We start from the raw sequence: 23,942 nt of genomic DNA, 5'->3' as shown, positions 1-23,942 counted from the left end.
CCGGCCAGTCTGGCCCACTGGTTGCGGCCGGCGCAATGGATAGCTGGAGCGTCTGCTCTAGCGGCTGGAACGCCGCCGGAGCAGACGCTCCAGACCCACCGGCTCCCCTCAGTGCCCCTTGAACGCTTCGGCCAGCCACCAGGAGCCGCCGTCGGAGGCGATCTTGGCGTCAATGACCAAGGGGCGGGTGGGCGATGACGCCAGCCAGCCGGAAACACCGGCGAGGTCGTCGAGGGTCCGCACGGTGATGCCGTCGGCGCCGAAGCCGCGGGCCATCGCGGCGATGTCGGTGTCGGGGAAGGTGACCGTTGACAGGTCGACGGGAGCACCGCCGTCGTTGTTGCCGAAGTGGTGCACCTCGGCACTGTAGGCGGCGTCGTTATAGACGATGACCACCAGCGGAAGGCCGAGCCGGACGGCGGTCTCCAGCTCCGCAATCGACATCAGGAACCCGCCGTCGCCGGTGCCGAGGACGGGCAGCCGGTCCGGACGGGCCAGCGCGGCGCCGATCGAGGTGGCCAGGCCCAGGCCGATGGACTGGAAAGCCTGGGTGAAACAGAATCCGAACTCGTCGGGTACGTCCAGGTACTGGCTGGGGTAGCCCATGAAGTTGCCGGAGTCGATGGACACTATCCGGTCGGCCGGCAGCAGTTGGTCCAGCCGACCGGTCAACAGCCGCGGATCGATCCGGTCCCCGGTCGACAGGTCCTCGACCGGGACATCCTGCCACCGGACGCCGGTGCTGATGCGGTCCCGGACCGGTCCGGTCCGGTACTTGGTGGCGGCGGGGCCCCGTCCGCGCAGGATGTCCAGCACCGCCCCGGCCGTCTGTCCGCTGTCGCCCAGCACGCCGAGATCCACCGGCCGGTTGGCGCCGAGTGCGGAGTCCTCCACGTCCACCTGCGCCACCTTGGCCCCGGGACCGATCAAGGCGCCCTGGCGCATGGTCCACATGTTCAGCGTGCAGCCGAATCCGACAATCAGGTCCGCATCCGAGATCAGCTCCGCGGCCACCGGCGAAGAGAAGCCGCCGGAAATGCCCAACGAGAACGGCTCGCCGTTGAACAGGCCCTTGGCCACCGCCGACGTGGCCAAGAGCGCGCCGGCCTGGGCGGCCAAGGCGCGCAGCTGGTCGCCGGCATCGCGCGCCCCGCGGCCGGCCACGAAGACCGGACGATCCGCGGCGGCGATCAGGTCAGCGAGCGCTTCAGCGGCGGAGTCCGCCGGCCTGACCGGCAACGGTGCGGAGACCGTGGCGGCGGGGCCGTTCTCCGTCCCTTCGGGGGCCGGCTGGGCCTGCACGTCCAGCGGCAGGTTGAGCACCACGGTGCGGCGTTCATTCATCGCCGTGCGGTAGGCCCGGACCGTGTCAGCAACTGCACTGGCCGCGGAATGCACCCGCTCGGATACTGCGCCCACGCTGCGGGCGAAGCCCGGCTGGTCCATCGCGAAATTGGACCGGACCGCTGAGCCCGCGGTCTCGGCGGCCAACACCAGCATGGGCGTCCGGGACTTGGCCGCCTCGCCGATCCCGGTAGCGGCGTTGGTCAGCCCGCAGCCCTGATGCACGGAAACGACGCCGAGCCGGCCGGACATCCTGGCGTACGCATCCGCCATGGTGGCCGCTCCGCCTTCATGCCGGCTGGCAGTGAAGGGCACGCCGGCGGCCTTCAGCGCATTCGTGACCGCGAAATTTCCGCTGCCCACCACACCGAAGGCGCGTCCGGCGCCGAGCCCGGCCAAAGTCTGGCCGACTAGTTCGGCGATGGTGCGGGGCGCGTGCATGCGGCACTCTCTTTCACGATGAAGCTTCACGGTGTGTGAAGCTGAAGGCGGAAGGTGGGCTGGCCGACGTGCGGCAGCGCCGGCTTTAGCGCTCCACCATGGCGAAGATCCGGGCCGGGCTGCCCGTGCCGCCGACAATCGGCAGCGGCGCCACCACGATGACCGCGCCCGTGGTGGGCAGCTGCGCCAGATTCTGCAGCGAGGTGATGCCGTACTTGTTGTTGCCCATCAGGTAGTGGTGCATCGGGAAGATCGGGTCCAGCGCACCGGCGTTGCCGGCGTCGATGCCGACCGTCTCCACGCCGACTCCGGAAATTTTCGTCTCCTCGGCCAGCCACCGCGCGCACTCAACGGTGAAGCCCGGCGTGTGGGAACCGGCGTCGTCCGCGTTAAGGAACTTCTCTTGGTCCTGGGCGTACGCATCCCAGCCGGTGCGGAAGAGCACCCACGCGTTCTCCGGGATGGGGCCGTGATGCTCTTCCCAGGCCCGGACATGGTGGACGTCCAGCAGGAAATCCGGGTCCGCGGCCGCTTCGGCGGAGAAATCCAGCACGACGGCGGGGCCCACCAACCGCGGCAACGGCAACTCGGCGACGTCGTCGCCGTCACGGCCGGTGGCCCAGTGGATGGGCGCATCAATGTGCGTGCCGATGTGCTCGCCGGTGTGGATGTTCTGGTGCTTCCACATCGGGCCGCGATCGTCATAGGCCGCGATCTCTTCGAGGCTGAAGTCGATCAGGTTGGCGAACGGGTCCGGCAGCCGCAGCGTGGGCGTCTGGGCGGACAGCTTGTTGGTCAGGTCGATCAGCTCGATCCGCCCGGTGGACAGCGAGGAGAGCAGGTCAGTCAGTTGGCTCATGGACGTCACTTTCGTCACGGCAGACCACCTCCAACGCACAATGGCTGCTGGGTGCGAGGAACGGAAGGTCAAGCGGCGGTAGGTCGGCGCCCGCGACTTTGCGGCCGCCCATGGCTATATCTTGCCCCTCCCGGGGCGTCGGTGCTTGTGTTACGCCCGTCATCCCGCGGCGGGCGTAACACCAGGAGACATCAAAGGCCTGGATCCAGGCCCGCGCTCCGGCTGCTCCCGCTGGCCTGGATATTAGAACAGGGCCGTCTTGGGCACAGCAGGGAAGATCCCGTCCAGCTCGGCCAGGTCATCGTCCGTCGGCCGCCAGCCTGCCGATTCGGCGTTCTGCCGGATCTGCTCAGGCTTGGTGGCGCCGGCGATCACCGATGCCACGGAGGGCCGGGATGCCAGCCAAGAGAACGCCACCTCAATCTCCTGCAGGCCACGGTCGGCGGCGAAGCGGGAAAACGCGCCCAACTGTTCCCAATCCGCGTCCTTCAGCAGGTTGGACCGCGAGTGCGTCAACCGGCTGCCCTCCGGCGCCTTCCCGTCCCTGTACTTACCCGTCAGCAGCCCGTTGGCCAACGGGAAGTACGGCAACACGCCCAGCCCGTAGGCTTCGGCGGCGGGCGTGACTTCGAGTTCCGCCCGCCGGTCCAGCAGGTTGTAGTGGTTCTGGCTGGAAATGAACGGCGTGTAACCGCCCATGCGCGCGGTGAATTCGGCCTCGGCGATCTGCCAGCCGGCCCGATTGGAATGGCCGATATAACGCACCTTGCCGGCCCGGACCAGATCGTCCAAGGCGGACAGGGTCTCCTCGATCGGCGTCAGCGGGTCAGGCGTGTGGAACTGGTACAGGTCGATCCAGTCGGTGCCGAGCCGGCGCAGCGACGCTTCGGCGGCCTTGACGATGTAGCGCCGCGAGCCGCGTGCACCGAAGTCCTCGCCGTTGGCACCCTGCATGTCCATGCCGAACTTCGTGGCGACCACCACGTCGTCGCGGCGGCTGCCAAGCGCCTTGCCCAAGAACTCCTCGCTCAGCCCCGGGGTCTTCCCATAGGTGTCGGCGACATCGAAGAGGGTCACGCCGGCGTCGAGCGCAGCCCTGACCACGGCATCCGTGCCCTCCTGGCTCTCCGTGGGAGTGTTCGAGCGGCCCAAGTTGTTGCAGCCAAGCCCTACGGCGGAGACTGTCAGTCCGGACTTGCCAAGGCGGCGGTATTCCATCGATACATCCTTCTCGCTTGAGGTTTGTGGCCCGCCTCAAATCCTACCGGGGCGGTCCCGCCGGTGATTTTCGGCACGTCACGCAGGGGCCGTCGGCGTTGCCGCTTCTGCCTTTAGGCACCGCTGCACATATGATCGAACCCATGGCCAAAGTTCTGACTTCCCTTCCCGTCGGCGAACGCGTCGGCATCGCCTTCTCTGGAGGACTCGACACGTCCGTTGCGGTTGCGTGGATGCGCGACGGCGGAGCCGTGCCCTGCACCTACACGGCCGACCTCGGCCAGTACGACGAGCCTGACATTGACGCGGTGCCCGGCCGTGCCGCCGAATACGGCGCCGAGATCTCCCGCCTTGTGGACTGCAAGCCGGCCCTGGTGGAGGAAGGCTTGGCCGCGCTGGCCTGCGGCGCCTTCCACATCCGCAGCGGCGGACGTTCCTACTTCAACACCACCCCGCTGGGCCGTGCCGTGACCGGCACCCTGCTGGTACGTGCCATGCGCGAAGACGGCGTGGACATCTGGGGCGACGGCTCCACCTACAAGGGCAACGACATCGAGCGCTTCTACCGCTATGGCCTGCTGGCCCATCCGCGGCTGCGCATCTACAAGCCGTGGCTGGACCCGCGCTTCGTCTCCGAACTGGGCGGCCGCCAGGAAATGTCCGAGTGGCTGACCGCGCACAACTTCCCGTACCGCGACTCCGCTGAAAAGGCGTACAGCACCGACGCGAACATCTGGGGCGCCACCCACGAGGCCAAGACCCTGGAGCATCTGGGCACCAGCCTGGAAGCGGTTGAGCCGATCATGGGTGTGGCCTTCTGGCGCGAGGACGTCGAGATCGCCACCGAAGACGTTTCCATCCGCTTCGAGGCCGGCCGCCCGGTGGCCATCAACGGCACCGAGTTCGCCGACGCCGTCGCCCTGGTCAACGAGGCCAACGCCATCGGCGGCCGGCACGGCCTGGGTATGTCCGACCAGATCGAGAACCGGATCATCGAGGCCAAGTCTCGCGGCATCTATGAAGCTCCGGGCATGGCGCTGCTGCACATCGCCTACGAGCGACTGCTCAACGCCATCCACAACGAAGACACCGTGGCGAACTACCATGCCGAGGGCCGCCGCCTGGGCCGCCTGATGTACGAAGGCCGCTGGCTGGACCCGCAGTCGCTGATGCTGCGCGAATCGCTGCAGAAGTGGGTCGGTTCCGCTGTCACCGGTGAGGTCACGCTGCGTCTGCGCCGCGGCGAGGATTACACCATCCTGGACACCACCGGACCGGCGCTCAGCTACCACCCGGACAAGCTCTCCATGGAGCGCGTGGGCGACGCCGCCTTCGGTCCGCTGGACCGCATTGGCCAGCTGACCATGCGCAACCTGGACATCGCCGACTCCCGCTCGCGGCTGGAGCAGTACGCCACGCTGGGACTGGTGGGCGGCCCGACTGCCGAACTGGTCGGCGCACTGGAAGCCGGCGGGGCCACCGAGATTGCAGATACCGCGGCGCTGGACCCGGCAGACCGTGCAGCCGACGAGGCGCTGGACCGCGCCGCGTTCGACGCCGGAACCGACTGATCCGTCCGGTCCGACGCGAGAACGTCGCGAGGACCACAGCTAAGGCCCGGCGCCCCCAGGGTGCCGGGCCTTTCGCGTGCATGCCGCCGATTCGCCGGGTGGGCAGCCGGTCCTCCAGCGGCCGGCTGTCAAGAGCCGGGCACCGACCGCCTAAACTGGTCGGGTGCCACTTCGCTCTCCCTATCAGCTCGTTGCTACTCCTCCCACCGTCGATGACTACATCAGAGTCAGGACAGGCAGCGGACTTTCGCACAGGACTCCGGAGCAGGCGGCAGCGGCGATCGCGGGTTCATGGTCATTCCGGCAGGTGCTGGGTCCGGACGGCCAGGCTGTCGGGATGGGCCGCATCATCGGAGATGGCGGCTGGTACTTCCTGATCGCCGATATGACCACCCTGCCGGAACACCAACGCTGCGGTATTGGCGGTGCTGTGCTCGACAGCTTGTTGGACGATATCCGCACCCGCGCGCCGCGCGGAGCTTACGTCAGCCTCACGGCAGACCCACCCGGCCGCAGGCTCTACGAATCACGGGGTTTCACCGACCTCGGAGCATCCGCCGACGCCATGCTCCTCTACACCTGACGCGGAGGTACCGGCCGGTTGCTCGGCCAGGTGCCGGCAGCGCAAGCGGCAACGGACCGGCCGCACGTTAAGGGGCCGGCAGCGCTGTACGGCCCTGTGCCACGACCGCGTGGCACAGTGGTGGGGTGGCTTTCTCCCGGACCGAACTGCTCAGCTTCCAGAACGCACTTGTGCCCGACCTGCTGGGCCCGGGCCTGCGCCTGCTGTTCGTCGGCATCAATCCCGGCCTGTGGTCGGCTGCCACCGGTTCGCATTTCGCCCGGCCCGGCAACCGGTTCTATCCCGCCCTGGCAGCCGCCGGCATCACCGAATACCCGATCCGCGCCGGCGACGGGATGGCGGAGGAGGACCGGAACCACCTGATCGCGCGCGGCGTCGGCATCACCAATATCGTCCCGCGGGCCACGGCCAGGGCGGACGAATTGGAAGCCGACGAGCTGCGGACCGGAGCCCGGCGGCTCGAGGGGATGATCGAAGAGCTGGGTCCGCGGGTAGTGGCGGTGGCAGGAGTGACGGCCTACCGGGTGGGCTTTGGGCAACCGAAGGCGCAGCTGGGCCGCCAGCCGGAGCGGATCACCGGGGCCGAGCTCTGGGCGGTGCCGAATCCGAGCGGCCTCAACGCCCACCACAACGTGGCGACGCTGGCCGCGGTGTACCGCGAAGCTGCCCTCGCCGCCGGCATTGTTCCGGCAACGCCGGCGTAGCGCCCCGCTGCGAGCTGCCGGCACCAGTGACGCGTGCCGATGTCAGCGCGGCAGTGTCAATCACAGTGCCGGGTATCTGGGCCAGCCTAGGCTGAAGGCTGCCTTGGCCGGCAGAGGATGCTTTTGCTTCACGGCGGCGAGATTGTCGTGCGGGGCAACCCCGATGCTGAGCTTGGTGTAGTCCAGTTTGGCTTCGCGGAGGCAGACCTTCAGGCCCGCCACGGCTTTGGCCGCGTCCGGAGCCATCACGTAGATGTTGAGCTTGTGCGGGACAAACTCGGTCTTCTCCACGGTGCCGAGCCCGCGCCAGGCGAAGTACTCGGTAATGGTGCGTTTGGCCTTGTCTTCCAGGTAGCGGTCGCGTTCGCTGCCGGCGGCCGTCTTCAACGCGTACTGGGCCACCACCCAGGACTGCTCCCCCGGCGTCAGCTCCGCATAACCGTCCTGGGTGCATTGGGCAGCAAAGGCGTCCATCAGCGACTCGGCGCCCTCCGTCGTGACATTCTTGCTGTCCTGTGCGGTGCTCTGGTGGCCGACCGTTCCGTGGTTGACCACGAACTGTCCGTAGTCTTCGTCGAACCACGCCTCGCGAAAGACCAGCGCGCCGTCGTCGTTCTTCTTGTAGACCCGAAGAAAACTCATGTCCGTCCTTTGTTCAACCACGTCAGCGCCGTTCCATCGAACGGCGCGGCCTCTGCCAAAACCTGCTCGTAAAGCGCGCGGCAGCTGGCCTGTATCTGTTCGGCCAGCGCTTCCGGATAGTCCATCGACACGCGATGCTCGGCGAACTCGTCCTCGTCGTCAACGTATACGCGGCCCGTGACCGAGCGGATCACGTCCAGGTCCATGTCCGTGACCTGGACTTCCCATCCGGCCGGCAGCAGCGGGTCCACCCGGATGCCGGTAGCCAGGTCAATGTAGATGCGAAAGTCCCCGGGATAGGTATCGTCGTAGAACGTCGCCACAAAGTCGCCCTCGCGGGGCAGCAACTGCACGGCATCGGATTCGGCGAAGAAAGCGACGCCTGGCCGGGCCACCAAGGAGCCGGCTGGCTGGAAAATCCAGTCGCCGTACGAGTCCGATCCCAGGTAAGTCCCGGGCACCAGCCAGTGCGCACTGCGGTTGTATTTCCAGTTGCGGAACACCACCATGTCGCCCGGCTGAGCCTGGGCCGGGATGCGCCTGCTCACTGGATCTTGGGTATCTGGCCGGTCGGCAATTCCTGGCCCGGCAGCGGGCGGGCGAACGGCACCTTGGTGCCCAGCACCTGCGCGACCGTGTCTTGGGCCACCTGCTGTGCGGTCAGGCCAACTCGTTCCAGCACTTCGGCCCGCGTTCCGTGGGCCAGGAACTCGACAGGGAGCCCCACCTCGTTCAGCGCGGTGTCCACTCCGGCGGCGCGCATCTCCTGGCGGATCCGTGATCCCACGCCGCCAGCCTTGACGCCGTCCTCAATCACGACGACGATCCGGTGCCGCGCCGCGAGCCCTACCAGCGACGGCGCCACCGGCAGCACCCAGCGCGGGTCCACCACGGTGGAGCTGATGCCCTGGGCGCCCAGGCGGTCGGAAACGTCCAGCGCCAACTCGCTCATCGCACCTACGCTGACGATCAGCACGTCGTTTTCCATCGGCATGGTTCCGCCCGATGGCCGGCGGGCGAGAACGTCCACCCCGTCCTTGAGCCGCTCGATGGCCTCGACGTCCGGCCCCACGGATCCCTTGGAGAAGCGGACCACAGTGGGCGCGTCGCTGACGGCTACCGCCTCGCGCAGCTCTTCCTTCAGCCGGGCGGCATCCCGCGGTGCAGCCAGGTGCAGGCCCGGCACAACCTGGAGCAGCGCCATGTCCCACATGCCATGGTGGCTGGGGCCGTCCGGCCCGGTCACCCCGGCACGGTCCAGCACCACAGTGACGCCGGCCTTGTGCAGGGCGACGTCCATCAGCAGCTGGTCGAAGGCACGGTTCAGGAAGGTGGCATAGAGGGCCACCACCGGGTGCAGCCCACCGTAGGCCATTCCGGCGGCGCTGGTCAGGGCATGCTGCTCCGCGATCCCGACGTCGAAGACCCGCTCCGGATGCTTGGACGCGAACTTCTGCAGACCCACCGGAATCAGCATGGCACCGGTGATACCGACAATGTCCCGGCGTTCGTCGGCAATATCGGCAATCTCGTCCGCGAAGACGGAGGTCCAGGACTTCCGGCCACCGGACTCCACCGGCTCGCCGGTCTCCGGATCGATCACGCCCACGGCGTGGAACTGGTCCGCTTCATGGGCACGGGCGGGCGCGTAGCCTCGGCCCTTCTCGGTCATCGCGTGGACAATCACCGGCCCGCTGTAGTTCTTGGCCTGGGACAGCGCCGCTTCGACCGCTTCCAGGTCGTGCCCGTCGATCGGGCCGATGTACTTCATGCCGAGGTCTTCGAACAGGCCCTGCGGCGCCCACCAGTCCTTGATGCCCTTCTTGGTGGCGTGCAGGCTCTTGTAGGCGAATTGGCCCAGCGGCCCGCCCGACTGCAGCTTTCGTTTCCACCAGTCGAGGGTGCCTTCGTAGGCACGGTGGGTGCGGACCCGGTCGATGGTGGTCCGGCGCAGCGCAGCCAGTTGGTCGGCCAGTCCGCCGATGGTCGGCGCATACGAGCGCCCGTTGTCGTTGACCACGATCACCACGCGCCGATCCCGGTCCGCGGCGATGTTGTTGACGGCTTCCCAGGCCATGCCGCCGGTCAGGGCGCCGTCGCCCACCACGGCGACGACGTAGCGGTCGCCTTCGCCGGTCAGCTGGCGGGCACGGGAAATTCCGTCGGCCCAGGACAACGACGACGACGCGTGCGAACTTTCCACGATGTCGTGCACCGATTCGGCGCGGTCCGGGTAGCCCGCCAGGCCGTCCTGCTGCCGGAGCGTTGCGAAGTCCTGCCGTCCGGTGACCAATTTATGCACGTAGGACTGGTGGCCGGTGTCAAAAACGATGCTGTCGTGTGGGGAGTCAAACACCCGGTGGATGCCCAGAGTCAGTTCGACAACGCCCAGGTTGGGGCCCAGATGGCCGCCGGTCTGTGCGACGTTGGTGATCAGGAACTGGCGGATCTCCTGGGCCAGGCCCTGCATCTGGACCATGTCGATCCGGCGGAGGTCGCGCGGCTCGCGGATGGTCTCAAGCAATCCCACAGAGCAGGTCCTTTCCTTCACAAAGCGTCGGTTAATCCTACCGCCATCCATCCTGCACCTCCCGTTCAGCCGATGCGAGGGTGCACACACAACCGCCGACCCGTCCCCGGCTGTCCGTGCAGGCCGGGCTTGGGTCGCACGAGATCCCAGGAGACGGGCCGGGATGCGCCAAGGGCGGGCGTCCGGATTCCCGAACGCCCGCCCTTGTGCTCACGCACTCAGCGGTGCTTAGCTGGCCGAAATCTGGCGCAGCACGTACTGCAGAATGCCACCGTTGCGGTAGTAGTCGGCTTCGCCTGGAGTGTCGATGCGCACGACGGCGTCGAAGCTCTTGGCGGCGCCGCTCTCGTCGGTGGCGGTGACCTTCAGCGTCTTCGGCGTGGTGCCGTCGTTCAGGGCGGTCACACCCTCGATGGAGAAGGTCTCCGTGCCGGTGAGGCCCAGCGACGTGGCGGATTCGCCGGCAGGGAACTGCAGCGGGAGCACGCCCATGCCAATCAGGTTCGAGCGGTGGATGCGCTCGAAGCTTTCGGCGATGACGGCCTTGACGCCCAGCAGCGCGGTGCCCTTGGCCGCCCAGTCGCGGGACGAGCCGGAGCCGTACTCCTTGCCTGCCAGAACCACCAGCGGAGTGCCGGCTGCCTGGTAGTTCATCGCCGCATCGTAGATGTAGGCCTGCGGGCCACCGGTCTGGGTGAAGTCGCGGGTAAAGCCGCCCTCCACGTTGTCCAGCAGCTGGTTGCGCAGTCGGATGTTCGCGAAGGTTCCGCGGATCATCACCTCGTGGTTGCCACGGCGGGAACCGTAGGAGTTGAAGTCCTTGCGCTGCACGCCGTTCTCCAACAGGTAGCGACCTGCCGGGCTGTCCGACTTGAAGGAACCGGCCGGGGAGATGTGGTCGGTGGTGACCGAGTCGCCCAGCTTCGCCAGCACGCGGGCGCCGCTGATGTCCGTAACCGGCTCCGGCTGCGCGCTCATGCCCTCGAAGTACGGTGGCTTCCGCACGTAGGTGGATTTCGGATCCCAAGCGAAGGTGTCACCCTCGGGGGTCTCCAGTGCCTTCCAGCGCTCGTCGCCCTCGAAGACACCTTCGTAGCCCTTGGCGAACATCTCCTTGTTGATCGAGGAGTCGATGACTTCCTGGACTTCGACCGGGTTCGGCCAGATGTCCTTCAGGAACACATCGTTGCCCTCCGGGTCCTGACCCAGCGGCTGCTTCTCGAAGTCGAAGTCCATGGTGCCGGCCAGAGCGTAAGCGACCACCAGCGGCGGCGACGCCAGGTAGTTCATCTTGACGTCCGGGTTGATCCGGCCTTCGAAGTTGCGGTTGCCGGACAGGACCGAGGTGATGGAGAGGTCGTTGTCCTGGATAGCCTGCGAGATCTCCGGCTCCAGCGGGCCGGAGTTGCCGATGCAGGTGGCGCAGCCGTAGCCGACCACGAAGAAGCCGAGCTTCTCCAGGTACGGGATCAGGCCGGACTGTTCGTAGTAGTCGGTGACGACCTTGGAACCCGGGGCGATGGAGGTCTTGACCCAGGGCTTGGAGGCCAGGCCCTTCTCCACCGCGTTGCGGGCCAGCACGGCCGCAGCCAGCATCACCGAGGGGTTGGAGGTGTTCGTGCAGGAGGTGATCGATGCGATCGAGACCGCACCGTGGTCCAGCTCGAACTCACGTCCGTCTTCCATGCTGACGTGAACGCGCTTGGTGGGGCGGCCGTCGCTGGGCAGTGCAACGTGGCGTCCCTGGGCGGCCGAACCGCCGGTGGGGCGGTCGCCGGCCTGCGCGGCGGCTTGAGCGGCAGCAGCGTGGCGGACGGTGGACGTCATAGCCGGTACGTCCGATGCCGGGAAGGACTCCTCGAGGGCCTCGTCCAGCGCGTCCTCGTCGCCCGAGCCGACGTAGTTCTGCAGATCCTTGCGGAACTGGTTCTTGGCCGTGGTCAGCTCGATCCGGTCCTGCGGGCGCTTCGGTCCGGCGATGGAGGGAACCACGGTGGACAGGTCCAGCTCGAGGTACTCGGAGAACTTCAGCTCGCGGGACGGGTCGTGCCAGAGGCCCTGTTCCTTGGTGTAGGCCTCGACCAGGGCGACGTTCTCCTCGGAGCGGCCGGTCAGGCGCAGGTACTCGAGGGTCACGTCGTCGATCGGGAACATCGCGGCGGTGGAGCCGAATTCCGGGCTCATGTTGCCGATGGTGGCACGGTTGGCCAGCGGCACAGCGGCCACGCCTTCACCGTAGAACTCGACGAACTTGCCGACCACGCCGTGCTTGCGCAGCATTTCGGTGATGGTCAGCACCACGTCGGTGGCGGTAGCGCCCGCCGGGATGGAGCCGGTGAGCTTGAAGCCGACAACGCGCGGAATCAGCATGGAGACCGGCTGGCCCAGCATGGCGGCCTCGGCCTCGATGCCGCCCACGCCCCAGCCGAGCACGCCCAAGCCGTTGACCATGGTGGTGTGCGAGTCGGTGCCAACCAGGGTGTCCGGGTAGGCGCGCAGTTTGCCGTCGACCTCGCGGGTCATCACGGTGCGGGCCAGGTACTCGATGTTGACCTGGTGCACGATGCCGGTTCCCGGCGGGACGACCTTGAAGTCTTCGAACGCGGTCTGGCCCCAGCGCAGGAACTGGTAGCGCTCACCATTGCGCTGGTACTCGATCTCCATGTTGCGTTCCAGCGCGCTGGCGTTGCCGAACACATCGATCTGCACAGAGTGGTCGATGACCAGCTCGGCCGGAGCCAGCGGGTTCACTCGCTTCGGATCGCCGCCAAGGTCCTTGACGGCCTCGCGCATGGTGGCCAGGTCCACAACACAGGGAACACCGGTGAAGTCCTGCATGATCACGCGGGCGGGGGTGAACTGGATTTCGGTGTCCGGCTGCGCGTCGGGGTTCCAACCGGCCAGGGCGCGGACGTGGTCCGCGGTGATGTTCGCACCATCTTCGGTGCGGAGCAGGTTCTCCAGCAGGACCTTGAGGCTGAACGGAAGGCTCTCGGCACCTTCTACTGAACTCAGCCGGAAAATTTCGTATTCGGAACCGGCGACATTCAAGACGCCTTTGGAACCGAAGCTGTCCACATTACTCATAACAGGACTCCTCTCGCCACACTTTATCTTTGTCCGGGCGGCAACCACCCGCTAGTTAGGCGTCCCTAAGTGTGAAGGGGCCGCTGCGGGGTTCGGCCTCTGGTCCGCTTGCACGCCGAAGCCCGCAAAATCTGCAGGGCAGGGACACTAGGCACCGTCCGGAACCGCTGTTCCCATCCTAGCCGGTAGCAGGTTTACCGGAACCGGAGCGCCGTTCGAGGCCTGCGTCACAGTCAGGATCCACATGCCCGCCGCACCGACCAGCGGCCGCACCGCCGTCGCTGCGCCTTCGGCTGCGTCTTGGGCTGCGCCTTGGGATGTGTCTTGGGCTGCGTCCGGTCGGCGCTTGGGCTGCGGTCAGTCGCCGGGCGTGAGCACCGCGAACGACTCCATGTGGTGGGTGTGCGGGTACAGGTCGAAGACCCGCAGCGAATCCAGATTCCAGCCCAGCTGCCGGAAGTAGCCAAGGTCGCGGGCGAAGGACGCCGGATCGCACGCAACGTACCCGACCACGCGGGGTTTGCGGGAAGCCACCGCCTGGACCACCGCCTTGCCGGCGCCGGCACGCGGCGGATCAAGCACGACGGCGTCCAGCACCCTGGCCTGCGAGCGCAGCACGCGCTCCACCTTGCCCTGGACGATCTCGATCTGGCCGAAGCCGTGCAGGTTTTTCCGCGCGTCCTTGCTGGCGGCCGGCGATCCCTCCACCGAGAGCACGTTGCCGGTGACGCCGACCGCGTCGGCCAACGGCGCCGTAAACAGTCCGGCCCCAGCGTACAGGTCGGCCACCCGCTCCCCCGCGCGCGGCGCGACGCCGTCCATCACGGCAGACGTCAGGGTGGCAGGTGCCAGCCGGTGGATCTGCCAGAAGCCGTCGCCGGTCACCCGGTACTGGTGCGGGCCGTTGGTCTCGGCCACCCAGGTCCGTCCGCGCAGCCGGGTGAGCCTTCCAGGTTCGGGTTCCCAGGCCGCCACCGATACGCCGGGCTCGATCCGTTCCGCCAGCTTCGCCAGCCGCCTGGGCGTGGTCCCTGCGGCTGGCACCAACAGCACCAGCGGGGTGCTGCCGTCCTGCGGTGCGGCCACTTCTACCCGCTCCAGTCCGGTCAGGTCCAGATCCCAGAGCCGCAGGTCGTTGACGGCGTCCACCGCCAGCGGCATGTCCTGAACCGGAATCAGCTCCTCAGAGCGGTGTGCATGCATGGCCAGGCGCCCATCCGGCCCCACACCAAAGGCGGCACGCGTGCGCCAGCCGAGTCCGTCGTCGTACTCCCCCTCCGGAGCTTCCACGATCACCTCGCGTTCCAGCTTGGCCAGCCGCTGCAGCTGCTCCGCGAAGATCTGGCCTTTCAGCCGGCGCTGTGCGGTGAGCGCGATGTGGCCGAATTCGGCTCCGCCCACCGCGGGCCGTCCGGCTTTCGCGGCGGCCAGCGCATCGGCTGGCGCCCAGGGATGCGCCACCCGGTCGGCGGACGCCTCCGAGACCTCCACGGTGTCCGCCCTCCAGAACCCTGCGTCAGCTCCGCCGTCGGTCACCCGGGCCAGCACGCGTTCACCCGGAAGTGCATGGCGGACGAAGACCACCCGGCCCTCGTGCCGGGCGACGAAGTGGCCTCCGTGCGCGGGGGCACCCACGGTGAGTTCGATCAACTGCGGCGCGGGTTGGGTCGCAGCGTGCGGCACGGGTTCGCTCATGGAAGCTCCTGGTAACGGCGGGCGGAATCGGAGGAGGCCAGCTGCCACGGCACGCTGGCCACCATGACCCCCGGCTCAAAGTGCAGGCGGGCCTTGATCCTCAGCGCGGTCTGGTTATGGACAAGCTGTTCCCACCAGCGTCCCACGACGTACTCCGGGATGTAGACCACCACCAGTTCGCGCGGGGAATCCCGTCGGATGCTCTTGATGTAGTCGATGATCGGCGTGGTGGTTTCCCGGTACGGGGAGGCGAGCACGGTGATCGGGACCGGAACGTTGAGTTTCTCCCAGTCGCTCAGGGTCCGCTCGGTCTGTTCGGGGTCCAAATCCACCACCACTGCGTCGAGCCGCGATGGCCGCGATGCCCGGGCGAAGGCGAGCGCCCGGACCGTCGGCTTGCGCACATGCGAGACCAGGATCACGGCGTGCACGCGTGAGGGCAGCGCAGTGGTCGGCTCGTCCGGATCGAGCGCGAGTTCCTGCGCCACCTGGACGTAGTGGCGGTTAATGCTGTGCATGATCAGCCAGAGCACCACGATGCCCAGCACGGCCAGCCAGGCCCCGAAGATGAACTTGCTGACCAGCACCACCACCAGCACGGTGACGGTCAGGAGAAAGCCCACCAGGTTGATCAGCCGCGAACGCACCATCCGGCGGCGCACCGGCCGGTGCGGCGTGGCCCGGATTTCTCGCGACCAGTGCCGGATCATGCCCAGTTGGCTGCAGGTGAACGAGACGATGACGCCGATCACGTAAAGCGGGATCAGCCGGGTGACGTCCGCATTGAAGATCAGCACCAGCACCACGGCCGCGGCCGCCAGCGCCAGCACGCCGTTGCTATAGCTGAGCCGGTCGCCGCGGGTGCGCAACTGGCGCGGCAGGAACCCGTCGGTGGCGAGGATGGACGCCAGCTGCGGGAAGGCGTTGAACGCCGAATGGCTGGCCAGCACCAGGATGGCGGCGGTGGCCGCTACCGTCAGGTAGAAGAGCAGGGCGCCGCCGCCGAAAACCGTCTCCGCCAATTGGCTCAGTACCGGGGACTGGAAATAGCCGGCCGGCAGTGCCTCGCCGTTCAGCCGCAGTTGCTCGGCCGGAACCTGTACCACCTGTACCTGCGTTGCCCGGGCCAGGTACATCACGGCCATGGTGATCACCGTCGCGGACAGGCCCAGCATCAGCAGCGCGAATCCGGCGTTCTTGGCCCGCGGCTTCTCGAAGGCGGGCACGTTGCTGGCCGGGGTCTCCACCCCCGTTAGTGCCGCGGCACCGGTGGAAAAGGCCCGCAGCACCAGCAGCGCGCCGGCCACGCCCATCAGGCCGGCCTCCATGCCGGGTTCCGGGACGACTTCGAAGGCGGCGCTGGGTGCCTCGCCCAGATTTCCGGCGAGGTCCAGGACAAACCCCATCAGGCACATCAGCAGCACGGTGCCCACAAAGACGTAGGTGGCAATCGCCACGGTACGCCGCCCGCGGGCCAACCCGCGCAGATGCAGCAGGGCCAGCACCGCAATACCGGCCACGGCTATCCCCGGCTGCCAGCCGTTCAGAGCGGGGAGGGCGGACACCAGATACTGCGCCGCGGAGGACATGGACACGGCCACGGTCAGCACATAGTCCAGCATCAGGGCGGAGCCCACCGTGATGCCCGCGGACTTGCCCAGGTTCTTGGTGGCGATCTCGTAGTCGCCGCCGACCGGATAGGCGTGGATGCTTTGGCGGTAGGAGGCCACCAGCACCAGCAGCACCACCATCACCGCCAGCCCCACCCAGGGCGCAAGAGCGATGGCTGCCACACCGGCCAAGGCCAGCGTGAGCAGGATTTCGTCGGGCGCATAGGCCACCGAGGAGAGCGCGTTCGCGGAGAACACCGGCACCGCGTACCGGCGCGGCAGCGCCTCCTGCTTCAACCGATCGGTGCGGAATGGCTTGCCCACCAAGACCCGCTTGAGGGCATCGAAAAATGTCAACACGCTTCGCTCGATGCGACAGGCAACAACATGAGCCAATTCTTCACGGCTCCGAGTCTATGCCAGCGGAGGCATCCTGCCGGGGCGGACTCCGGCGGGGCTGTGGAAACTCCGCCCTCCGATTTCATAGCCACGGAACCTCCGCTGGGGTTAGCATGTGCGTGACAATGTGCACTGGCTCACACCAGCGTCCGGGGCCGTTGCAGCCCGGACTGCTTGCAAAGGAGTCTTGATGGGCAACGCAGCCGCCGTGATGACCGGCCTGAACAGCATCGAGATTCAGGAGCGCCCGATGCCCGAGCCGCTGCCGGGCCAGGCCGTGATCCGGGTGGAAGCAGTGGGAGTCTGCGGCTCTGACGTTGCCTATTACCGCTACGGGAAGATCGGCCCGTTCGTGGTTGACGGTCCGTTCATCCTGGGCCACGAGGTCTCCGGCGAAGTGGTCGCTGTCGGCGACGGGGTGGACAACGTCCAAGTCGGCGACCGGGTGGCCGTCGAGCCCGGCACGCCGGACCGCAGCTGCGAAGAATGCCGGGCGGGACGCTATCACCTCTGCCCCAACCTGGAGTTCCTGGCCACCCCGCCCTACGACGGCGCGCTGCTCCAGTATCTTGCGATGGACGCCCGCTGCTACTTTCCGATACCGGATTCGATGAGCTACGAGGACGGCGCGCTGCTTGAGCCCCTGTCGGTGGGGCTCTGGGGTTGCCAACGGGCGAACCTGCAGGCCGGCGACGACGTGCTGATCACGGGCGCCGGGCCGGTTGGCCTGCTGGCAGCGGAAGCGGCACGGGCGCTCGGCGCGGGAAGCGTCACGCTCACGGACATCTCCGACTTCCGGCTTGGCGTGGCCCGCGACCACGGATTCGCGGTGGAGAAAAGCGACGCACCGACCTCACGGACCTTTGACGTGCTGCTGGAATGTTCCGGCGCCAACGGCGTTCTCGCCGCCGGGCTGGGCCGGTTGCACGAGGCAGGGCGGGCCGCCGTCATCGGCTTGGCCAAAACCGAAGAAGTCCCGCTGCCGCTGTCCACGCTCAATTGGAAAGAGATCACCATCTCGATGGTGAACCGGTACAAAGACACCTGGCCACTGGGCATCGCCCTGGTTTCCTCTGGCCGGATCAACCTGGAAGGACTGGTGACGCACAGCTTTTCACTGCCGCAAACCGCGGCCGCGCTGGAAAACACGTCCACCGAGCCTGAATCGCTCAAGGCGATGATCTACCCCCAGCGGCTCTGACCGCGGCTGCCGGAAACAGAACGAACGCAACGCGGCACACCATCAGTACAAGGAGTTCCGATGAAGAAGTACACGCGGGGAATCCTAGGCTTTACCACCGCCCTGTTTCTGGCAGCCGGCATGACCGCTTGCGGCGGCGGCGGAGGCGGTGGGGGCGGCGGCGAAACGGGCGGGGGCGGCCAGACCGAAGGAAAGATCGCCTTCCTGATGCCGGACCGCGCCTCCACCCGGTACGAGCAGCAGGACAGCCCGCTGTTCAAGGCCAAGGTCATGGAGTTGTGCAGCGGCTGTGAGGTGCTGTACCAGAACGCGGACGGCAACGCTGACAAGCAGCAGCAACAGGCCAATGCCATGATCACGCAGGGCGTCAAGGTGCTGGTGTTGGACGCGGTGGACAGCACCGCGGCCGCCTCGCTGGTCAGCACCGCGAAGAGCCAGGGGATTAAGGTCGTCACCTACGACCGGCCGGTCCCGGACACGCCGGCAGACTTCTACGTTTCCTTCGACAACAAGAAGATCGGCAACCTGATCGCCACCGACTTGGTTGAGAAACTCGACTCCGGGGGCGACAAGACCGGCGGCGTGCTGATGGTCAACGGCTCCCCCACCGACAGGGCGGCGCAGCTGATCAAGGAAGGCGCGCAGGAAGCCGTCGATGCCAGCGACCACAAGGTGCTGGCCTCCTACGACACGCCGGAATGGCAACCGTCGAAGGCCCAGGACTGGGTCGCCGGCCAGATCACCCAGTTCGGTGACAAGATCACCGGCATCGTCGCCGCCAACGACGGCACGGCAGGCGGCTCGATCGCGGCCCTGAAGGCTGCCGGGGTGTCGCCCATCCCGCCGGTCACCGGCAACGACGCCGAAATAGCCGCGATCCAGCGGATCATCAGCGGCGACCAATACAACACCATCTCCAAGCCCATCAAGATCGTGGCGGAGAAGGCGGCCGAGGTCTCAGTCCAGCTGCTCAACGGCGAAACCCCGAAACCCGATGCGACGCTCTTCGACACTCCATCGGCCCTGTTCGTGCCGACGGTGGTCACCAAGGAAAACGTCAAGGAAGTGATTTTCGACGGCGGCATCTACAAGCCTGAGGAAGTCTGCACCGGCGAGTACAAGTCAGGCTGTGACGAACTCGGCATCAAGTAGCCCAGCGGCGGCCGGCGGTGCCGCGGCCCAGCGGTGCCGCCGTCGTAATGGAAGGGGAAGGCAGTGTCCACTGTGTCAGCGGAGCGGACGGAGACAGCCGCACCAGTGCTGTCCATGCGGGGCGTGAGCAAGCACTTCGGTGCGGTCGCCGCCCTAACGGACATCGCCTTGGACGTCCATGCCGGAGAGGTTGTTGCCTTGGTCGGCGACAACGGCGCCGGAAAGTCCACCTTGGTCAAGATCCTCGCGGGCGTGCACCCGCAGGACGCCGGAACCGTGAACTTCGACGGCAAGGACGTGACCATCCACACGCCGGTGGATTCCATTCAGCTGGGCATCGCCACGGTGTTCCAGGACCTCGCCCTCTGCGACAACCTCACCGTGGTGGACAACCTCTTCCTCGGCCGGGAGTTGGGGCCGTGGCGGCTGAACGAAGTCGAGATGGAAGTCCAGTCGTGGAAGCTCTTGCGGCAGCTCTCGGCGAAGATCCCCTCGGTCCGCATCGCCGTCGCTTCCCTCTCCGGTGGGCAGCGGCAGACCGTCGCGATTGCACGGTCGCTGCTGGGCAGCCCGAAGCTCATCATCCTCGACGAGCCGACGGCCGCCCTCGGCGTGGCGCAGACCGCCGAAGTGCTGAATCTGGTGGAGCGGCTGCGTGAAAACGGACTCGCCGTGATCATGATCAGCCACAACATGCAGGACGTGCAGGCCGTCGCGGACCGGGTTGCGGTGCTGCGACTGGGGAAGAACAACGGCACGTTCCGGATGAAGGACGTTTCCACCGATGACCTGATCGCCGCCATCACCGGCGCCACCGACAACGTGGTGACCCAGCGCGCTGCCCAGTCCGGTGCCGCGGCCGCGGCAAGCACGGCCGGTACGGCAGGTCCAGACGGAACGGCAGGTCCGGACGGGACGACACGTGCCTCCGAGGGAGCGGCCGAACCGGGTGCTGCCGACGGGCCGGCCGGGCCGGCGGGGATGGGCGGTCCGGGCGGCGGATCAATGCCGCCCGGCCAGCCCGACGGAAACGCTGACCAACCGGGATCCGGGGCAGTGCCGGAAGAAGGGAACGTACCATGACAACGAACCCCACCACCCCAGTCGTCCCGCTGGCCACCGACCTGCAGGATGAACGGCTGATCCGGACCGAGGGCTTCAAGGGAGCCATCAAGGTCGGCGTCAACCGGGTCCGCGGTGGCGACCTTGGCGTGCTGCCGATCATTGTCGGGCTGCTGGTGATCTGGACCATATTCCAGGCCCTCAACCCGTTCTTCCTCTCCAGCGCCAACCTGGTCAACCTGCTGCTGGAAAGCGCCGCCGTCGGCGTTATTGCGCTCGGCATCGTCTGCGTCCTGCTGGTTGGCGAGATCGATCTGTCCGTCGGCTCCGTCAGCGGCCTGTCGGCAGCGATCGTCGGCGTGAGCTTTATCAAGCTGGGCTGGCCGATCGGGCTGGCGGTCCTGACCGCTCTGGCCGCCGGCGCTCTCATCGGCCTGGTCTATTCGCTGGTGTACACCAAGTTCGGGGTGCCGTCCTTCGTGATCACGCTGGCCGGCCTGCTCGGCTTCCTCGGCGTGCAGCTGTTCGTACTCGGCGTCGAGGGCACCATCAACCTGCCGTTCGACTCTTTCCTGGTCTGGTTCGGCCAGCAGGCCTTCGTGCCGGCCTGGCTGTCCTATGTGCTGGCGGCGCTCGGTGTGGCCGGCTTCTTCCTCAGCCAACTCACGCTCTCCCGCCAGCGGGTCAAGAACGGTCTGTCCGGCCGGCCGATGCGGCTGGTGGTGATCCAGACAGTGGTGCTGGCGGTGATCCTGTTCTTCGCGGTGTGGTACCTGAACCAAACCCGCGGCGTCGGCTGGATGTTCGTCTTCTTCGCCGCACTGGTACTGGTGATGCACTACGCCTTCACCCGGACCCAGTGGGGCCGCTCCGTCTACGCCGTCGGCGGCAACCGGGAAGCGGCACGCCGGGCCGGCATCAGCGTCAACCGCATCTATGTGTCCATCTTCGTCCTGTGCTCGACCTTCGCGGCCATCGGCGGCATGCTGGCCGCCGGCCGACTGGCCGCCTCGGCACAGAGCAGCGGCACCGGCGACGTGAACCTGAACGCCATTGCCGCCGCGGTGATCGGCGGGACCAGCCTGTTCGGCGGCCGCGGCTCGGCGTTCTCCGCCCTGCTGGGCATCCTGGTCATCCAGTCCATCTCCAGCGGCCTGACCCTGCTCAACCTTGAGTCCTCGTTCCGCTACATGATCACCGGCCTGGTGCTGTTGCTGGCCGTGATCCTCGACGCCGTATCGCGCAAGTCCCGTACCTCCCACGGCCGCGCCTAGTGGCCGGCCGGTGGGGCGATATGTTCCTGGGCATCGATATCGGCACGGGCAGCAGCAAGGCCGTGCTGACCAACGCCGACGGCGAGGTCCTGGACAGCGCCACGGTGATGCACGACGTCTCCTACCCGCGGCCGGGCTGGGCGGAGTTCGACGCCGAGGGCGGGGCGTGGGCAGAGGTGGTCCGGCTCTGCCAGGAGCTTTTCTCCAGGAACGACGCCGGTGCGCTCGCCGGCGTGTGCGTCAGCGCGATGGGGCCCTGCCTGGTCGTGACGGACGAAGACCTGACCCCGCTGCGTCCGGCGATCCTGTACGGGATCGACGCGCGCGCCGTCGTCGAAATCCGCGAACTGACCGAGGAATTCGGCGCCGAGGCGATCTTTCGCGATGCGGGGAAGGTCCTCTCATCCCAGGCCGTCGGGCCGAAGCTCCGCTGGCTGCGCAACCGGGAACCGGAGGTCTTCGCCCGCGCCCGGAACTGGCACAGCCTGAACTCCTTCATCCTGGCCAAGCTGACCGGCGAACTGGTGGTGGACCACCACACCGCCAGCCAATGCGACCCGCTCTACGACCTGCACGCCAACCGGTGGCACCTGGAACGGTACAACGCCGTCGCCGCCCACCTGCCGCAGCCCCGGCTGGCGTGGCCGGCCGATGTCAGCGGCCACGTTCATCGCCAGGCGGCCGAGGCGACGGGGCTGCCGGAAGGCGTGCCGGTCTGCGCGGGCACCGTGGATGCCTGGGCCGAGGCATTCAGCGCCGGCGTCCGGCAGCCGGGCGACCTGATGCTGATGTACGGCTCCACCATGTTCTTCGTCCAGGTCCTCGGGGAGTTCCGCGCCGAGCCCAAGCTCTGGACCACGGCCGGGGTGGACCCGGGATCCCTGACGCTGGCCGCCGGGATGTCCACCTCCGGAAGCCTGACCACCTGGCTGCAGCGGCTGTTTGGCGACGTCCCCTTCGAGCAGCTCGTCACCGAAGCCGCCGCGGCTCCCCCGGGGGCCGACGGGCTGCTGCTGCTGCCCTACTTTGCCGGCGAGCGCACACCCGTCTTCGACCCCGACGCCCGCGGCCTGATCACCGGTTTGTCGCTGCGCCATGGCCGCGGCCACCTGTTCCGTGCGGCGTACGAAGGCATTGGCTTCGGCATCCGGCAAATCCTGGAGTACCTCGAAAACTCCGGCGAACCGATCCGGCGCGTTGCCGCCGTCGGCGGAGGCACCAAGGCCAGGCTCTGGACGGAGATCGTCAGCAACATCACCGGGCGCGACCAACTGGTTCCGGAACAGACCATCGGGGCCAGCTACGGGGATGCGCTGCTTGCCGCCATCGGAACCGGCGCGGTGCCTGCCGGCACCAACTGGGCCCGTACAGCGGCCACGGTGAAGCCTGATCCGGCCACCGCCCCGCTCTACGAAAAGCTCTACAGCACCTACGGGCTGCTCTACCCGTCGAACCGGGAACACATGCATGTGCTCGCCGCCCTGCAGGAGCCGGCGGACGACTAAGAGGCCCGGGCAAGCGCATGAGAATCCTGGTCACCGGTTCCACGGACGGCCTCGGGCGGGCAGCAGCAGATGCCCTGCTGTCCGCAGGCCACGTCGTCGTCGTGCATGCCCGCCATCAGGACCGCGCCGCCGCCGTCGCCCCACTCGTCGAGCGCGGCGCGGACCTTGTGCTGGGCGATTTCAGCAACCGAGACGCGGTGCGCCAGGTTGCCGCGGAACTCAACGACCGGGACCCGCTCGATGCGGTGATTCACAACGCGGGTGTCTGGAGCGGCCGAGCCGTGATGCCGGTCAACATCATCGCCCCCTACCTGCTCACCGCGCTCCTCGAAGGACCACAGCGGCACGTGTACGTGAGCAGCGGTTCGCACTACGCAGGGCGACCAACGCTTGCCGGGGTCGACTGGCAGGGCCGAACGCCCGGAACGTACGCGGACAGCAAGCTGTTCGTCACCACGCTGTCCGCCGCGCTCGCCCGCCGGCACCCGGAACTGCTCAGCAACGCCGTGGATCCCGGCTGGGTCCCGACCAAGATGGGCGGACCCGGTGCTCCCGACGACCTCGACCTCGGGCACCAAACCCAGGAATGGCTCGCAACCAGCAACCAAGCCCAGGCGCTCACCAGCGGCGGGTACTGGTACCACCGGCAGCGGCAGCAACCCCACCGAGCAGTCAACGACCGGGGCTTTCAAGACCGACTGCTCCACGCGCTCGCCGAAGAAACCGGAGTGACTCTCTGAGGGGCTTCAGCCGCCGGGCCAGATGGTGACCAGACTTCGGAAGAACGCACCGGCCGCAAGCGCGGTGGTCCGCGTGGCTGCACTGACCGGCACGGCATTCCATCGTTGCCCTCACCGCAGCACCCGGTCAGCTCCGATGTTCCCCTGGACAAACTTCCGACCGGCTCCGGGTTAGGCTTCTGCTTGGCCCGTGTGCGGCACGATGAAGAGCCCTCACGCGATATGAAATAAATCGATGCCCGGCATCTAATTATTGAAAAATATTGTGGCCGCGCAGCCCGGATGGCAGCATCTTTCCAACATCCTGAGCGGCACATACCCAGCT

18 protein-coding genes are annotated in these 23,942 nt (G+C 67.3%); 9 read left to right on the top strand and 9 right to left on the bottom strand.

The window, feature by feature from the left end; genetic code table 11:
- Positions 1-108 precede the first annotated feature (108 nt).
- The 3 genes from E4J89_RS05720 to E4J89_RS05710 form a co-directional block, all read right to left on the bottom strand.
- A complete protein-coding gene (locus E4J89_RS05720) occupies positions 109-1,785 on the bottom strand; it encodes a thiamine pyrophosphate-binding protein (protein ID WP_136785139.1) in 1,677 nt (558 codons plus the stop codon).
- An 85-nt stretch (positions 1,786-1,870) separates the two neighbouring features.
- Positions 1,871-2,644, bottom strand: coding sequence for a cyclase family protein (locus E4J89_RS05715; RefSeq protein WP_136785138.1), 774 nt, complete (start codon positions 2,642-2,644; stop codon positions 1,871-1,873).
- A 243-nt stretch (positions 2,645-2,887) separates the two neighbouring features.
- The gene (locus tag E4J89_RS05710) at positions 2,888-3,862 is read right to left on the bottom strand and encodes an aldo/keto reductase (protein WP_136785137.1); all 975 of its coding nucleotides are present in this window, start codon (positions 3,860-3,862) and stop codon (positions 2,888-2,890) included.
- A gap of 143 nt (positions 3,863-4,005) precedes the next feature.
- Between E4J89_RS05710 and argG the strand changes: the two genes are divergently transcribed.
- From argG to E4J89_RS05695, 3 genes are all read left to right on the top strand, one after another.
- Positions 4,006-5,433 carry an argininosuccinate synthase gene (gene argG / locus E4J89_RS05705; RefSeq protein ID WP_136785136.1) on the top strand — a complete coding sequence of 476 codons (1,428 nt, stop codon included), beginning with the start codon at positions 4,006-4,008 and terminating at the stop codon, positions 5,431-5,433.
- Positions 5,434-5,596: 163 nt separating this feature from the next.
- Entirely contained in the window at positions 5,597-6,016 is a 420-nt protein-coding gene (locus tag E4J89_RS05700) for a GNAT family N-acetyltransferase (protein ID WP_136785135.1), read from the top strand.
- Between the two features lie 125 nt (positions 6,017-6,141).
- Positions 6,142-6,720: a mismatch-specific DNA-glycosylase gene (locus E4J89_RS05695; RefSeq protein ID WP_136785134.1), complete on the top strand. Its 579-nt coding sequence runs from the start codon at positions 6,142-6,144 to the stop codon at positions 6,718-6,720.
- Between the two features lie 60 nt (positions 6,721-6,780).
- Here E4J89_RS05695 and E4J89_RS05690 read toward each other — a convergent pair whose 3' ends face one another.
- The 6 genes from E4J89_RS05690 to E4J89_RS05665 all read right to left on the bottom strand — a co-directional run bounded on the left by E4J89_RS05690 (position 6,781) and on the right by E4J89_RS05665 (position 16,644).
- Entirely contained in the window at positions 6,781-7,362 is a 582-nt protein-coding gene (locus tag E4J89_RS05690) for a hypothetical protein (protein ID WP_136785133.1), read from the bottom strand.
- On the bottom strand, positions 7,359-7,910 hold the full coding sequence (locus tag E4J89_RS05685) for a DUF402 domain-containing protein (RefSeq protein WP_240691733.1): 552 nt from the start codon (positions 7,908-7,910) through the stop codon (positions 7,359-7,361). The genes E4J89_RS05690 and E4J89_RS05685 overlap by 4 nt, the downstream gene beginning before the upstream one ends.
- Positions 7,907-9,892 (bottom strand): 1-deoxy-D-xylulose-5-phosphate synthase, encoded by a 1,986-nt coding sequence (gene dxs / locus E4J89_RS05680; protein WP_136785132.1) that lies wholly within the window; start codon positions 9,890-9,892, stop codon positions 7,907-7,909. The genes E4J89_RS05685 and dxs overlap by 4 nt, the downstream gene beginning before the upstream one ends.
- A 228-nt stretch (positions 9,893-10,120) precedes the next feature.
- A complete protein-coding gene (locus tag E4J89_RS05675) occupies positions 10,121-12,979 on the bottom strand; it encodes an aconitate hydratase (RefSeq protein ID WP_136785131.1) in 2,859 nt (952 codons plus the stop codon).
- A 357-nt stretch (positions 12,980-13,336) separates the two neighbouring features.
- Positions 13,337-14,674, bottom strand: coding sequence for a TRAM domain-containing protein (locus tag E4J89_RS05670; RefSeq protein WP_136785130.1), 1,338 nt, complete (start codon positions 14,672-14,674; stop codon positions 13,337-13,339).
- A complete protein-coding gene (locus E4J89_RS05665; RefSeq protein WP_136785129.1) occupies positions 14,671-16,644 on the bottom strand; it encodes an APC family permease in 1,974 nt (657 codons plus the stop codon). The genes E4J89_RS05670 and E4J89_RS05665 overlap by 4 nt, the downstream gene beginning before the upstream one ends.
- A gap of 229 nt (positions 16,645-16,873) precedes the next feature.
- Here E4J89_RS05665 and E4J89_RS05660 point away from each other — a divergent pair, with 229 nt between their 5' ends.
- The 6 genes from E4J89_RS05660 (at position 16,874) to E4J89_RS05635 (ending at position 23,617) form a co-directional block, all read left to right on the top strand.
- Positions 16,874-17,884: an NAD(P)-dependent alcohol dehydrogenase gene (locus tag E4J89_RS05660; protein ID WP_136785128.1), complete on the top strand. Its 1,011-nt coding sequence runs from the start codon at positions 16,874-16,876 to the stop codon at positions 17,882-17,884.
- 60 nt (positions 17,885-17,944) lie between these two features.
- Entirely contained in the window at positions 17,945-19,036 is a 1,092-nt protein-coding gene (locus E4J89_RS05655; RefSeq protein ID WP_205754411.1) for a sugar ABC transporter substrate-binding protein, read from the top strand.
- A gap of 114 nt (positions 19,037-19,150) precedes the next feature.
- Positions 19,151-20,119, top strand: a complete 969-nt coding sequence (locus E4J89_RS05650; RefSeq protein WP_136785279.1) for an ATP-binding cassette domain-containing protein — start codon at positions 19,151-19,153, stop codon at positions 20,117-20,119.
- A complete protein-coding gene (locus E4J89_RS05645; protein ID WP_136785127.1) occupies positions 20,116-21,372 on the top strand; it encodes a sugar ABC transporter permease in 1,257 nt (418 codons plus the stop codon). The genes E4J89_RS05650 and E4J89_RS05645 overlap by 4 nt, the downstream gene beginning before the upstream one ends.
- A gap of 20 nt (positions 21,373-21,392) precedes the next feature.
- On the top strand, positions 21,393-22,877 hold the full coding sequence (locus tag E4J89_RS05640) for an FGGY-family carbohydrate kinase (protein ID WP_136785278.1): 1,485 nt from the start codon (positions 21,393-21,395) through the stop codon (positions 22,875-22,877).
- 17 nt (positions 22,878-22,894) lie between these two features.
- Complete coding sequence (locus E4J89_RS05635) at positions 22,895-23,617, top strand: SDR family NAD(P)-dependent oxidoreductase (RefSeq protein ID WP_136785126.1); 723 nt, start codon at positions 22,895-22,897, stop codon at positions 23,615-23,617.
- Positions 23,618-23,942 lie beyond the last annotated feature (325 nt).

The sequence above is a fragment of the Arthrobacter sp. CAU 1506 genome, from assembly GCF_005047635.1.
GTDB lineage: Bacteria > Actinomycetota > Actinomycetes > Actinomycetales > Micrococcaceae > Crystallibacter.
Note: the sequence above shows the minus strand (reverse complement) of the source record. Positions and strands in the feature narration are given on the sequence as shown.